General features: G+C 39.7%; 12 protein-coding genes and 2 tRNA genes. 12 read left to right on the top strand and 2 right to left on the bottom strand.

Translation table 11 applies throughout. From position 1 onward, the window contains the following. Together WDN47_02675 and WDN47_02670 are read right to left on the bottom strand one after the other, a co-directional pair. Window positions 1-159, bottom strand: coding sequence for a KGG domain-containing protein (locus WDN47_02675; GenBank protein ID MEJ0021468.1), 159 nt, complete (start codon window positions 157-159; stop codon window positions 1-3). A 99-nt stretch (window positions 160-258) separates the two neighbouring features. Then, window positions 259-1,080 (bottom strand): hypothetical protein, encoded by an 822-nt coding sequence (locus WDN47_02670; GenBank protein MEJ0021467.1) that lies wholly within the window; start codon window positions 1,078-1,080, stop codon window positions 259-261. Window positions 1,081-1,305: 225 nt separating this feature from the next. On the opposite strand from WDN47_02670, the gene WDN47_02665 reads away from it, so the two are divergent. The 12 genes from WDN47_02665 (at window position 1,306) to WDN47_02610 (ending at window position 14,228) form a co-directional block, all read left to right on the top strand. After that, a tRNA-Arg gene (locus WDN47_02665) sits at window positions 1,306-1,380 on the top strand. A 14-nt stretch (window positions 1,381-1,394) separates the two neighbouring features. After that, on the top strand, window positions 1,395-1,706 hold the full coding sequence (locus tag WDN47_02660; GenBank protein MEJ0021466.1) for a hypothetical protein: 312 nt from the start codon (window positions 1,395-1,397) through the stop codon (window positions 1,704-1,706). A 280-nt stretch (window positions 1,707-1,986) separates the two neighbouring features. After that, a tRNA-His gene (locus WDN47_02655) sits at window positions 1,987-2,060 on the top strand. 129 nt (window positions 2,061-2,189) lie between these two features. Further along, entirely contained in the window at window positions 2,190-2,702 is a 513-nt protein-coding gene (locus WDN47_02650) for an ImmA/IrrE family metallo-endopeptidase (protein ID MEJ0021465.1), read from the top strand. A gap of 1 nt (window position 2,703) precedes the next feature. Beyond that, window positions 2,704-2,991: a hypothetical protein gene (locus WDN47_02645; GenBank protein ID MEJ0021464.1), complete on the top strand. Its 288-nt coding sequence runs from the start codon at window positions 2,704-2,706 to the stop codon at window positions 2,989-2,991. 159 nt (window positions 2,992-3,150) lie between these two features. Beyond that, window positions 3,151-3,948 (top strand): hypothetical protein, encoded by a 798-nt coding sequence (locus tag WDN47_02640; GenBank protein MEJ0021463.1) that lies wholly within the window; start codon window positions 3,151-3,153, stop codon window positions 3,946-3,948. Window positions 3,949-4,259: 311 nt separating this feature from the next. Continuing rightward, complete coding sequence (locus WDN47_02635) at window positions 4,260-5,405, top strand: hypothetical protein (protein MEJ0021462.1); 1,146 nt, start codon at window positions 4,260-4,262, stop codon at window positions 5,403-5,405. A 426-nt stretch (window positions 5,406-5,831) separates the two neighbouring features. Further along, window positions 5,832-10,391, top strand: a complete 4,560-nt coding sequence (locus tag WDN47_02630; protein MEJ0021461.1) for an AAA domain-containing protein — start codon at window positions 5,832-5,834, stop codon at window positions 10,389-10,391. Between the two features lie 5 nt (window positions 10,392-10,396). Continuing rightward, a complete protein-coding gene (locus WDN47_02625; protein MEJ0021460.1) occupies window positions 10,397-10,930 on the top strand; it encodes a hypothetical protein in 534 nt (177 codons plus the stop codon). Continuing rightward, window positions 10,873-11,985 carry a DUF2779 domain-containing protein gene (locus WDN47_02620; protein ID MEJ0021459.1) on the top strand — a complete coding sequence of 371 codons (1,113 nt, stop codon included), beginning with the start codon at window positions 10,873-10,875 and terminating at the stop codon, window positions 11,983-11,985. The genes WDN47_02625 and WDN47_02620 overlap by 58 nt, the downstream gene beginning before the upstream one ends. A 1-nt stretch (window position 11,986) precedes the next feature. Next, window positions 11,987-12,943: an ADP-ribosylglycohydrolase family protein gene (locus WDN47_02615; protein ID MEJ0021458.1), complete on the top strand. Its 957-nt coding sequence runs from the start codon at window positions 11,987-11,989 to the stop codon at window positions 12,941-12,943. Between the two features lie 232 nt (window positions 12,944-13,175). After that, window positions 13,176-14,228: a Fic family protein gene (locus WDN47_02610; protein ID MEJ0021457.1), complete on the top strand. Its 1,053-nt coding sequence runs from the start codon at window positions 13,176-13,178 to the stop codon at window positions 14,226-14,228. The last annotated feature ends 9 nt before the right edge of the window (window positions 14,229-14,237 follow it).

Genomic DNA, 14,237 nt, shown 5'->3' with positions numbered 1-14,237 from the left:
TTAGTCCGCGCCGCCTGAGGCTGAGCCGCCCTTGCGGCCTGCGCGTTTGGCTTTTTCCCGATCATTAGCGAAATTTCCCGGATTGTTGCGTTTACCCTGGGCCTTGCCCCCTTTTTTGCCAGCATCGGCGTGCCCTTTTGAATCTCCATACCATGCCATATATTTGTTCTCCTTTCTATAATTTATACGTTTGATCGCGTAAATTGTTTCATTTATTAACAGACAAAAAAAGCCGCCTAACCCCGAAAGGTTAAGCGGTTATATGTAGGTCCATTTTGCGACTTTCACGTCGTAAGCCAGGCCCAGTTTTTCCATGGGCCAGATCCAGAGCCAGTAGCCCCAGTCTGCGGGCAGTTCTATCCAATTCTTCGAGAACCGCGCGGACATGCGTTCCCAGTGGTGGTTGTAGTGGAAGCCTTCACCGCCGGTCAGCATCGCGACGACCCAATTGTTGAATGTAAGCAGCGCGTGGTCAACGGCTATCCATTGGTTCTCTTTCAGAAATCTGTGCTGGTAGCCGCCGAGCCATTTGTGCGGCCAGTGGCATAAGCCGTTGATGGACGGTGTGAGCAGGAAAACGTACTGCAGAAAATGCATGAACGCGGCGATCACGCCGCCGTACAATCCGATCCGAACTGAGTGAAAGTACAAACCGATCATCATGCAAAGGGTCGCGGTCCCGGCAAGGATGCCGTAGCGGGGATGGCAGAACACATGGCGGTCCCACCAGCCGTATCTCTTTCTCACATCGCGCGAGTACCGCTCGACCAGCTCGGAATGATTTCTGATCCATCGCACGTAGAAGATTACGTTTCCCATTTGGATCTGTGGGAAACCATCTATGTGCGGACTGTGCGGATCACCTGGTTTGTCGCTGTAGACGTGATGGTAGCGATGAACTGCAACCCACTGAGCCTCGTCCGGACCGCCCGTGAACCAGATAATGAATTTCCAGCACCATCTGACGCCGGAGATGAACTTTACTGAAACGTGGGTAGAAGCCCGGTGGAGGTAGACTGTCGTGGCTGACACCAACAGGAAAGTAGGGATGAGCGAGAAAAGCCAAAATGCCTTTAGCATAAGCCCTCTTTTTAGTTGTTTTTTTGGGTTTCTATTGAGGATAGCCGCCCAAAATTGTTGATATTATTATAACAGAAACCTAAGCAAAAATTAACATTTTTTGACATTTAGGCTGAACAGGAGTATAATTAAGAGGCTTTAAAAAATCGATCCAAACCTACCTGACACAGCAGGTATGTTTATGCTGAATCTCCAATCTGTGTGGGGATTTTTTGTTAAAATTGCGCCCCTGTAGCTTAATGGATAAAGCAAGGCTCTTCTAAGGCCTTGATGTTGGTTCGATTCCAGCCAGGGGCACCAAGAAAGGATAAAATATGAAAGACAATCCAGTTGCTCACAGTTTGGGTCATGCGGTTTTGGTGCTGCTGTATGTCACTCTCGTCGCATCTATCATGAACCATGGGTCTGTTTGGTTCGGACAGAAAGATACTGCGTTTACTCCTATCTTAGTCCTGATGTTGTTTGTGCTATCCGCCGCGATCACCAGCGCGTTAGTATTGGGCCGGCCGGTGCTGATGTATTTTGATGGACAGAAAAAAGAAGCGCTGAAGTTTTTTGGGTATACTGTGGGTTGGATGTTTGCACTGACAGTGGTCGTGTTCGCGGTCATGGTCGCAAGTAAGTAGCTTTTAAACCACAAAAAATTTGAGTCGCAGGCCGAAGGCCGAGAACAAATTTTTTGAGAGGAGCAGCGTGTAGACCGTAGCGTATTTTGCGAAGCAAAATCGCGAAGTGTCTACAAACTGAGACGAGGTGCCCGTAGTTCAATGGTAGAACGCAGCTCTGTGGCAGCTGTCACGTGGGTCCGATTCCGCTCGGCCGCTGACTTTCCAATGTGGAAGCAAATTAAACTGTTAGGATGTGGCCATTATGATGTGTAGCAAGTAGTGTAATTAAATTGTTATGGTGCCAGTAGTTCAATGGTAGAACGCCGCTCTGTGGCAGCGGTCACGCGAGTTCGATTCTCGTCTGGCACCCCAAAATTTATTTTCTATAAATTAAAGCTGGGTAATTTAGGTTTTCAATTGAAGAATGCAAGGCTCATTTTATCCAATGACTTTACCCAGAGGGTGTGGTAGTATAGAATTAGGCATTATTTTCTAAAAAGTATGGATCAAAAAACCGAACAAATCTTAGCAAAATATGCTCAGCAAAATCCTGTGCCTATTGTTGATTTGGCAAAAGAATTAGGTCTATATGTAGTAGAAACCAGCGAATTAGATGATAATTATGCTGGTTCTTTGAGCAAAGAGGGCGACAACTTTGTTATTTACATTAACACTTCTCACCCGTTAACAAGGAAGCGTTTTACAATTGCTCACGAAATAGCTCATTTCATTCAACATAAACATCTTTTTGATACAAATAATGAACATATTGATAATATTAAACAACCTGTTAAGGCACTTAATAGCGAAGAGGGCAGAGAGTTAACAGACGCTGAAAAAAAGATCGAAATTGAAGCCAATAATATGGCGGCTGATTTACTGATGCCTAAAGACTTATTTTTAAGGGTTTGGAAAAATGCTATTAGTTTGCCGGAAGTTGCAGAGCAATTTAAGGTTTCAGAATCTGCGGCAACATTGAGAGCAAGATTCTTACTAGGGCAAACCATAGTCTAATATGAAAAGGAAAGGCAAAAATGTTGCAACAGAGGCTGATTTGGAAGCTGATGATGCTTCACAAAGTCATAGACGGAAACAAACTGCATTAAACGCAGTAAATAATGTTTTGATTTGTGTTATTTATGTCTTACCAGCGATAGTATTGCTTTGGGCTATAATAATGGCTTATCACTTTATTTCTATCGGCGATTGGGACGGGTTAAGTAAGACTGGACTTACACTTGCAACACACGCAACCGCATATTTTATTGGGATCATTCAAAAAAATAAATGGTTAGAGGACTGAAAATAATTATAACTCCTAAAATATTCTAGGGTAGTTTTAAGCACTCTGTGTAGTATATATTTGAGTTCTAACATCCTTTACTATGCGATTCCAAAATTTGAAATAGGCGGCAAGCCTGTTTTTTGTTAATATATTGATGCATATAAACCCCTCTAAGTAATGTCCGACACTAAACCCCCTCAAAACAAGAAAAAAGACGAAGTTGATTTGAAAAAACCAGCACCAGTCTCTGCTATTATTGGAACTTCGATCAACGATGCAATTGTTACTGATATAACCAGGTCGGCAAGGGCATTAGCAGAAACGATCCATTCTCCTAGCCTAGTCTTGGCAACCCAGAATCTTGCAAATTTAGGCACGGTTATGACAGTTAATAATGGAATGTTGATTGACCTAAATAATTCCGCAAAAGTGTTGACTGATTTAGCTCATTCTCCCGTATTTATTCAGGCTGGAAAGGTTGTATCATCAATACAACAGTTGACCACTAATTTTGCCACCTTAACTGAACCTACAATAAGATTGACCGAAGCCAGTGACCGAGTTATTAGTAGTGTTGTTTCTCTGAATAAAAAATATGATTTTGGTCTTACCGTCGAACAGATCAGTTTATCTCCTTCGTTTTCACCATCGCCATCTTACTCACCAAGCCCATCTCCATCGCCTGCATTTGAAGTCAGGTCGGCCGTGATGGCTTTAAAAGAGAGATTTGATAATTTGGCCGACGATATATCCCTTAAAGTTGAGGAAAGATTTAAGAAACAAGTTGACAACTACATCAAAGAAGGTATAATTTCACCAAGAATTAAGAGTGCGAATTGTGTTTGTAGCAAATGCGGCAACCTGATCTTCAAAATTGAAGATATGTCTCACTTTATGAGAGGAACGCATAAATGTAGCAAGTGTAGCGAGACCCTCCAAATCCCAAAGGATTTGAAAATTATCCCCGACAAATAAGTGTCATAAGGCCTTACGAGACTTTGTGGCTTAGGCTTTACGAAGCCCCATTAGAATCTGTTCTTACGAGAACAGCCCTGATGGGGCTGTTTTTGTTTCAAAAAAATGACAAATCATAGAACAAAACTAACCAAAGAAAACAAAGAAGCTGTGTCTGACGCCTTAGCCAGATACTTCTTTAATTACTGGCAAAAACAAGTTATTAAGAACAGGGATAGTAAAGCTGCTACCTTGGCTGTAGGTTCAACTCTTAGAGGGGGTTCTCCTAAGACCAGGGTGGCGACTTAACCATCTCTTAAAAAACCCCCTCTATGATTGATAGCGTAAGAATCAGAATTTCAAATTTTCATTCGGTTGAAAACAACCCTTATTTTCAGGATGCCAAGGGGAGTTTTGACAACGATAAGAACGGCAAGAAAAGAATTAAAAAGTTAATTCATACCAGCGACCAATTTCGTAAATCCCAGCAAGCCAAGGGCATTTACATTATGAAATACTGGACACACCAAAGCAGTTTTAATCGAGGTAATAATTATTTATACCTCGAGGTTTCTTTGCCCAAACTCAAATACGGCCAGAATTATTATGAAATATCCGAAGCTGATCTTGAAGTTCTGATTGACTCAATCATAAGTTTTTTAGCTTCAATCAAGGTATCGGCTTCTCGAAATAGTGTTAGGGACGGAGTAGTAACGATGGTCTCTTATTGTAAGAACCTCAACGTGAAAGCCTTCGGCACCACCGAAGAAGCTTTGGCAATTTTAGCTCATTCTAAATACCGATTTCGTTCGTCATTTGAACCAAAATTTAATCCTAATGGTCAGTTAACCCATCTTGAATACTTCAATAGGACGTCGTCGCATTTTGTGGTTTATGACCAAATTCAGAGTTTGCTGGATCAGGGTTTTACCAAAGAAGAAAAAGAAATTCACAGAAAGCTGGCCGATAATAAGGAATCTATTCTTAGGTTTGAATTGACCCTGCACAATGTAACTTCAGTCAGACAATTCCTATCTAAGTTTTATCCGTCAAAAAAGAATTTTACCTTGGCAGAAGTTTTCAAGTATAACATTGCCAATGATCTATTGAAGCACGAAGTTGACCAGATATTTAATCATCCCTTGAATGGTTTGGTTGTTTCAAAGGATTATGATTACAGGCAGCTTAACCAACAGGTCAAGGATTTTATCGAAAAGAATTATAGTGACGGAAAACTTAAGGCACAGCTATACCAAGCTGTAGGAGTTTTAAGGCTGGAAGGTTGGGCAGGGCTAAAGAATCATCTTAAGCAAACCACTGGCTCTCGCAGCACCTATTTCAGACGCCTTAAAGAGATAAAGGACATTGAGGTTAGGGGGATAGAGCTGAATGTTCCTGACGGGGCAGTCCTAAATTTTGTCTTGCAAGAATTTGGAATCAATCCAAAATCCAGTCAGAAACAACAGAGTTTATTTTAGCAATTATTAGTATCATCCGCTTCTATCAGTAACAAGCAACCAAATCATAAATTCATCTCAAATCCACCCGCCCTAAGTATTACGCAAATACTGCTGTCAGGAATGACACTAAGGCATAGTAAATATCGGTCTCAATTCAATACGGTTTTTATAGCAAATATTAGTATCACGGCCGGTTGCTGGACAAATTGGACAATTATTGACAATTTTGGACAGATGGTGTATAGTAATTAACTATGACAAAAGACTATCTAACAATAGAACAAACGGCAAAGAAACTGGGCCTTAGCTATAAGACCGTTTTTCGCTATATCCAGAGTAAGAAGCTTGAGGCAACGAAAGTCGGGCACTGGCGTATTAATAAAATAGAGATTGAGGAGTTCCTAAAAAGAAACTCTAATCTTCGCAACAAGTAATCCCAATAAAATGAAACCAGCAACATTAATTCAAAAAGTCGAACAAAATGGCCTCTTATTTATCAAAGAGGTTGCTAAGTATTTTATGGATTTCTTGGAGACGGATTTCCATAAACATAAGCTCCCTCGTCGGGCTATCGAGTTTCGGAACAATGACAATTTACTAATTGGTTTGAATCTTCAAAAGTACCCTTCTTTCAGCAAGCTAACATCAAAACTTATTAGCAAAAGTTTTGATGAAGACATTCTGAATAAAATTGAGAAGGGGGTTTATAAAACAAACCTTCCTAAAAATTTACTTGATTTAATCAAGCTCCAAATAGGTAAAATCAGTAATACAGAAATCGCTGGCATTACTGAAAAAGTCGCTGATGAAATAGAGAAGGCGGGCACTTTATATGCAAAAGAGTACGACGTTGCTCTTACTAACTCTCTTGAAGAAGCCTCAAAGATTATTCGTAGTGCACTGGTGCACCCTTTTGTTGAAAGCGTTGAGAAGCCCTTGCAAAATCTTAACCTAGGCGACGAAGACAATATTTATCTTATTGAAGAAGAGTTGACCGCAGTCATACTTCGGTTGTTGGAGAACAAAATTTCAGAAGTATTGAATCTTATTATTGCTCAAGAGAAGGTTAATCTCACAAAAGAACTCAAATCAGTATTCATTCCACAAGACGTAAAAGGCAACCTCACTTCCTTTTTTGAGAATCTCCAAGTTGCTGATTTGTTTTTGGAACTTTTCGAGATGGAGCGTAACAAAAGCATTTTGGATAAGCAAGAATTTTATCTTTACTTTGGAGATATTTCTTTCAATAACAGTAAGTACCCGATTTTCTATATCCCTTTTTCAACTAAACGAGAAGGAGACACCTTAAGTATCGACTTCGATTCACAGGTATATATTAATAAAAAGGCTCTTGAGTTCGTAGTTCAAGAGCACAATACCCAAAAAGGGACCACGGGCAGCTTACAGACTATTTCAGATCGCATTATCTATTTGTCTCAACACAAAGATGATTTCCCTCAAATCATCAACGATGTTCTAAATGAAATGTCTCATTTTTTTGGACTTGAAGGTACGTCGGAATTTTCAAGCGGTGAATCTACAATCGCCCGTGGCGCGTCTGTGCGTATTTCTAACAGCAGTTACATCTGTTTATTTGATAAGTCGGACGAAGCGTTGGTTAATGACTACGAAGAAATCCTCCAGATGTTAAGCCTAGAAGGTGGCAATCTTGCAGAAATTTTTAATAAACTGATAGACGACTTTATTAGAAATAATCCTCAGCCTTTCAATCCGGAAGTTGAGGGTGAATGGGACGGTACAGAAACAGCAGATAAGCTTGTCTACCCAAGTCCAATACCACTCAATAGCGAGCAGCGGCAAATCCTATCTGCAATTAATAAAGAAGGCTGCAACTATTTAGTAGTTTCGGGGCCGCCAGGAACGGGAAAAAGTCATACCATTACCGCTATTATTTTCGATGCAATTTTGAAAAACCAATCGGTATTGGTTCTTTCCGATAAAAAGGAAGCGCTGGACGTCGTCGAAGACAAAATTACCCAGACGATGAATAAGGTTCGCAATGATGAAAACTTTCAGAACCCAATTTTAAGACTTGGAAAAACCGGCAATACTTATAATTCAATTCTCGCTCAAAGTGCCATCGATAGAATAAAAACTTATCATCGCGCAGTAAAAAATGACTATGAGAATATAGAAGAAACCATTATCAAATCTGGAAATTCTCTAAAAGAAGACTTGGAAGCGGAGATGGTTGCTTATGAGAATATAAACATCAAAGAAATCCAAGAATTTTTTGATTTGGAACTTTATTTTAGTGAAAAAGTTTTATTTTTCGATTTTGAAGAGTTGGCTCCACAAGACGAAGTGGCCATCGAACTTGGAGAGTTACGAAGCTCACTGCAGCAAATTAAAAACGTTTTCACTTCTAATGTCACGCAGAAGTTTTTTGAGCTTCTTGAGGTAACCCCTAAAAGTATACGAACACTAGATGACTCCGAAAATTTCTTGCGTTTATTAATGCTGGCCCTTGAAAGTATACAGAAAGTAAAGGCGACATTTTATAATAAAATTGACGCTATCAGTAAGTTCTCACAGTTTGACTCAAAAGATTTAGAGAAACTCCAATATTTCATCGAGCAGTATTCAAAGCTGAAACTTTGGGCAGTCGGATATCTGTTTAGTAAAAAACGAGCAGAAGAATTGGATATTAGTTTCAAGCAAACCTTTATTCACAGCATGATCTCCAATCCCCACGAACAACTCCAGGAACTTAAAGACATACAAGAGATTTTTAGTTATGCTCAAAAACTTGGTGACGAAATAAATGGAAAAAATGTAGGTGACTACGATTTCATCGCGATGGCTCACAAGCTCCTTACTGATGAGGCGATTATACTGGGCGTTCAAGAAATCGTCGCTCTGAGTGAGAAGGTAGGGTATCTCAAAGAGATTGTTGAGAAATATCCGAAGACAGCAAAAAAGATTGGTATCAATACCGAACAGTTCGCCACAGTGATAAGCAACGCGATTACGGACGGTGATGAACTAGAATTTGATAAACAGATTAGATACTTGAACCTAAAGCAAAAAGTGAGCAAAGATTTTTCCAACATTCTCGAGTTGAACTACGCCGCTCGTATGAGGCAAATTGAAGATTTGGTTACTACTCAAGTAACATACCTTCTCGATGGACAGCTAATTGATTTTTGTGAAAACAATCGCAACGATGCCCAAACATTAAAGAATATCATAAAGAATAAACAGAAATTCCCGAGAGATGAGTTTAAGAAGCTCAAAGAGGCTTTTCCGTGCATATTGGCAGGCATTAGGGACTACGCTGAGTATATACCACTAGAGCCAGGATTATTTGATTTAGTGGTGATTGATGAAGCCTCACAGGTAAGCATTGCCCAAGCATTTCCTGCCCTCTTGCGGGCAAAGAAAGTGCTGATTCTAGGAGACAAAAAACAATTTAGTAACATCAAAGCGGCACAAGCGCGCGGAGATACTAACCGTGAGTACCTGAACGGATTGAATGCTAATTTTAGAGCTAACGTCTCCACCGATCCAATAAAATTGGAAAGACTCAAAAAATTCAACATCAAGACTTCTATTCTTGAGTTCTTTGAGTTCGTCAGCAACTACAATATCCAATTGCTGAAACACTTTAGAGGTTATAAAGAAATCATTTCCTATTCAAACAAGTATTTCTATCAGGAAAGTTTGCAAGTGATGAAGATTCGCGGGAAATCCATAGACGAAGTAATAAAATTTTCGTATGTTGAGACCACGACAGCAGATGAACGCTATCCTAACACTAATGTTAAAGAAGTTGAGTTTATCATCTCTGAACTTAAACGGTTAAAGGATGAAGATAAAGTCGTGAGCGTGGGTATTATCACACCACACACAAATCAGCAGAAGCTCCTGGTAGAAATGATTGGCAAAATGCCAGAGTGGGATTATTTCCAGGACAAGCTGAAACTCAAGATAATGACGTTCGACACCTGCCAGGGAGAAGAACGCGACATCATCTACTACTCAATGGTAGCCTCTCCACACAGCGATAAGCTCTGGGGCGTATTCATTAAGGATTTAAGCAAGGTAGATGTTGAAGAGGACGGGCAACTAAAAGCGCAGCGTTTGAATGTGGGCTTTAGTCGTGCCAAAGAGTGCGTCCATTTCGTATTGAGCAAGCCCCTGGAGGACTTCACCGGCTCTGCTGGAGAAGCGTTAAGACACTATAAATATATGTTGGACGAAGCGCGAAAAGAGCACGGCGTTTCCGAGACAGATCCAAACTCTAAAAAAGAGCCAGAAGTGCTAAATTGGTTTTATCAAACGAAATTTTGGAAACAGCACAAAGATTCAATTGAATTTATGCCACAGTTTGAAATAGGAAAATATCTAAAACAACTAGACCCCACCTACACTCATCCAGCATACGAGGTTGATTTTCATCTTATCTATACCGATGAGCGACACAAGGAACACAAAATCATCATTGAGTACGATGGTTTCTTAGAACACTTCAAAGATGCAGATGAAGTCAACGAATTCAACTATGAGCACTACTACTCCAATGATGACGTATACCGCCAGAAAGTATTAGAAAGTTATGGCTATAAATTTTTAAGAATCAATAAGTTCAACAGTGGGAAAAACCCGATTGCGAGCCTTGATGATAGAATTGCGCGATTACTTAAAAATCCAGAGAATGCCAACTCACTTCTTGCAAATATACAAGGCACTATAGAAGGACTCCAAAATGGTGATATTAGGGAATGCCCAAGATGCAAAGAAGTAAAGCCATTAATTGATTTCAAAGATGCTGATTTGATTACTGGCTATGGGAGATTTTGCAATGCGTGCAAAAACCTCAGTACACGCCTGACAACAACATCCATACCTAGACCAGCGCCTGTCCTAACTGATTCGTTATGTCCTCGCTGTAATTCACGTATGGTCTTGAGAAACAGCCGGAGAGGAAAGTTTTATGGGTGCTCTCGTTTTCCTTATTGCAAAGGCACGCGTAACGCTTAACATTTATGGCACTCCTTACAAAAACTGATTTTATTCTCTACCGAGAGTGTCCAAACAACGTTTGGGTAAAAAGACATGAGTCTAAAGAGTATGCAAAGTTTGAAGTATCGGATTTCGAGAAATCGTTAGCTGTGATGGGCAATGAGGTAGAAGAATTAGCACGGGGAATGTTTCCTGGGGGTTATCTCGTTGAGAGGCGGAGCGAAGGTGCTCAAGAATTGACTCAAAAACTTATTACGGAGCGAACACCTGTAATTTATCAGGCTGTTTTTGCGACTGATAGATACGTTGCTGCTGCCGACGTCCTGAAATGGAACGATTCAATTCAGAAATACGAAATATATGAAATAAAAATGTCATCAACCGAAGAGGATGATGAAGAAGACGAGGGAAAACCTAAGAGAGTTAATAAAAAAGAGAACTTCAATACGAATATGACCTTGCTTTCCAGGCGAATGTTCTTGAAGCATGTGGAGTACCATTGGATAAAAAATATCTTGTCCGTCTCAATCGAGCATACATTAGAAAAGGCGAGCTAGATTTCACACCAGGTCAACTTTTCATCATCGAGGATAAGACCGAGGCGATAGAACGCTTGAAACCAATTGCCGTAGAAGAAATGGAGCAGGCCCAAAACTATTTATTAAGTAAAAAAATGCCTTCGGTTCCATGCCCTTGTTACTATAGGGGTCGCAGTGCTCATTGCACAGCGTTTTCTTATATCAACCCGAGCGTACCTAGATACAGCGTTCATGATTTAAATAGAATTGGAAATAGTAAGAGATATCTAGAGGAGTTACTTAATGAGGGTATACTGGAAATTGGCAATGTGCCAATAGACGATAGATTAAAGCCCAAAGAATCAAAAAAAAATGAAAAACCTAGTAAACCAAGAAAACTAAATCAAATCATGGTTCATAAATCTCAAGAACCATTGATTGATATTAAGTCGATCAAGACCGAACTCGATTCGCTTGTATTTCCTCTTTATTTTCTCGACTATGAAACATATCCAACTGCCATCCCTCCGTATAGCGGATATCGTCCCTACCAACAAATTGTTTTTCAATATTCGTTACATGTTCTAAATGACGAGAATTCAGAGCCTACTCATTTCGAATGTCTAATCTTAGATGGAGAGCCCTCTGAGCGTATCGCGAAGAATTTACGAGAACATATCGGTAATAAGGGAACGGTTATTTCGTGGTCTAAAAAATTCGAAAATACACGAAATCGCGAACTTGCAATTTTTTTACCAGAATATAAAGATTTTTTTCTTAAGGTAGTTGAAAGAACATACGATTTGATGGATATAGTTGAGGATCAACATTACGTACATCCAGGATTTGAAGGCAGAGCCTCAATTAAAAAAGTCTTGCCAATAGTCGCCAAACTAACAGGGGCTTCAGATTTATCCTATGAAACACTTGGTGTACAAAATGGTACCGATGCTATCGAGGCTTATCGACAAATAACTAAAGGTGAATTAGTTGGGGAGATGGCGAAAGAAAAGGAAAGTCAGATGTTGGAATATTGTAAACTAGACACTTATGGTATGTTTGCGATTTGGAAGTTTTTTTCTAAATTAAAATAATATGGAAATCGAATCAAAACAAAAAATTCTTGTGCGAAAGGAGCTATTGGAAAAATATCATGGCTCCTTGTTTGGTTTAGCAATTGGCGATGCCCTCGGAGTTCCCGCAGAATTTAAAGCAGTTGGCGAATTTGAACCTATAACTGATTTTAGAGATTCTGATTGGTTTGATTTACCCGCTGGTCATTGGTCTGACGATACTGCTATGGCATTATGTCTTGCAAACAGTTTAATCGAGAAAAAATCTTTTGATCCTGTTGATCAAATTGAAAAATATAAAAAATGGCTTGAAACAGGATACTGTTCAAGCTCAGGAAAGGCTATTGGTGTCGGCCAAACAATACTTAGAGCGCTCCTGACATACCGAAATGGAGACGATCCGTATGTGGCGATTTCTTCTCGAAATTCTGACGGAAATGGAAGTCTTATGCGACTTGCTCCAATACCTTTGTATTTTAGAAGTAATCCAGAGCAAGCAGTAAAAAATGCTGGATTAAGCTCAAAAATTACCCATGGCTCTCAGTTATGTTCTGATGCTTGCAAATATTACACCGGACTTATTATCGGGGCATTAAATGGGGTTTCGAAAGAAGAATTATTGTCTGATTTATATTCTCCGATTCCAGATTTCTGGAAAAATAATCAACTCACATCAGAAATAGAAAATATTGCCCGTGGTTCTTTCAAACATCATGATCCGCCTTTTATAGAAGGGAGTGGATTTGTAGTTAAATCTATGGAAGCGGCTTTGTGGGCGTTTTATAACTCGGAATTCTTTGAAGACGGAGTACTCAAGGCAATCAATCTTGGGGATGACGCTGATACCACGGGAGCAATATACGGACAACTTGCCGGAGCATATTACGGAATTGGCGGAATTCCTAAAAAATGGTTTGATAATGTAGCCAAGAAAGACGAGCTACTTGGGATAGCGAATCAATTGTTCGAATTATCTTAAATGCTGAAAAGGCTAGAATTACATATTTAATTTCGTGATTCGCAATAAATGGCGGCCGAAAGGCTGTTTTTATTTAGAATTCAAATTCAAGCTATTAATAAAATTGAAATTATGATAAATCTAACAATCGAAAATGATGAACTCCTCAAGCATTACAAGCGGGAGTACAATTTGACTTTATTTTATATATCGTATATAATCTTATATATATCATTATATTAGCTAAATAACTATGAAAAACTTCGATAAACGCCTTAGTAACATACCGGATGCTATTTGGGCTAAAATCGCCCAAATTGACGATCTTAAGGGTCGCTGGACATCAGGGGCACAATTGAGCCCACAGTTGTTAGGCAGGCTTAAGAAATGGGTTTTAATCACCTCCACAGGAGCCTCGACCCGTATTGAGGGCTCTAAACTAACTGATGAAGATGTCGAGAAATTCATTCGTGGTTTGGGAATGAAGAAGTTTGCGTCGAGAGATAAACAAGAAGTGCAGGGATACTTTGATCTGCTAAATAATGTTTTTGATGCTTGGCAGACAATAAAATTGTCCGAAAGCTCAATTAAGCATTTGCATAACGAGCTGCTTAAGTATGTCGAAAAAGATCAGGGTCATAAGGGCGATTATAAAAAAGGCGAGAATAGAGTTGATATGACGGATGCTCAAGGTAATTTCGTTGCAACTTTATTTAATCCCACTCCCGCATACTTAACACCGAAAGAAATGCAAGAATTAGTAGATTGGACAGAAACCCAGCTCAAAATTAAGAAATATAATCCGCTACTTGTGATCGGCAACTTCCTTGTAGAATTTCTGAACATTCATCCGTTCCAAGATGGCAACGGCCGTCTTTCCCGTGTCCTTACAAATTTACTTCTTTTGAAAGAAGGGTTTGTCTATATGCCTTATGTCTCCCACGAAAAATTGATCGAGGATAATAAATCAGAATACTATATTGCCTTAAGAAAGAGCCAACAGACAGCTAAGAGCAAGAGAGAAGATATAACCCCGTGGTTGGAGTTCTTCTTTGACATACTGCTTAAGCAGTCAAAAATAGCCATTGGCTTGCTCAATAAAGAAGACATAGAGAAACTACTCTCACCCAAGCAGATATTGGTCTGGAAGTATCTGCAAACTGTAGACGAGGCCACTCCCCAAGAGATTAGCAAAAAAGCTAAAGTCGCTCGGCCGACAGTTAATCAAGTATTGGACAAGTTATTGAAATTTAAGAAAATAGAACGGTTGGGTATGGGTAGTGCTACCCGATACAGAAAACTGTAAGTTAATTAG

It is taken from the genome of Candidatus Doudnabacteria bacterium, from assembly GCA_037200925.1.
GTDB lineage: Bacteria > Patescibacteriota > Doudnabacteria > UBA920 > O2-02-FULL-48-8 > JBDTSL01.
Note: the sequence above shows the minus strand (reverse complement) of the source record. Positions and strands in the feature narration are given on the sequence as shown.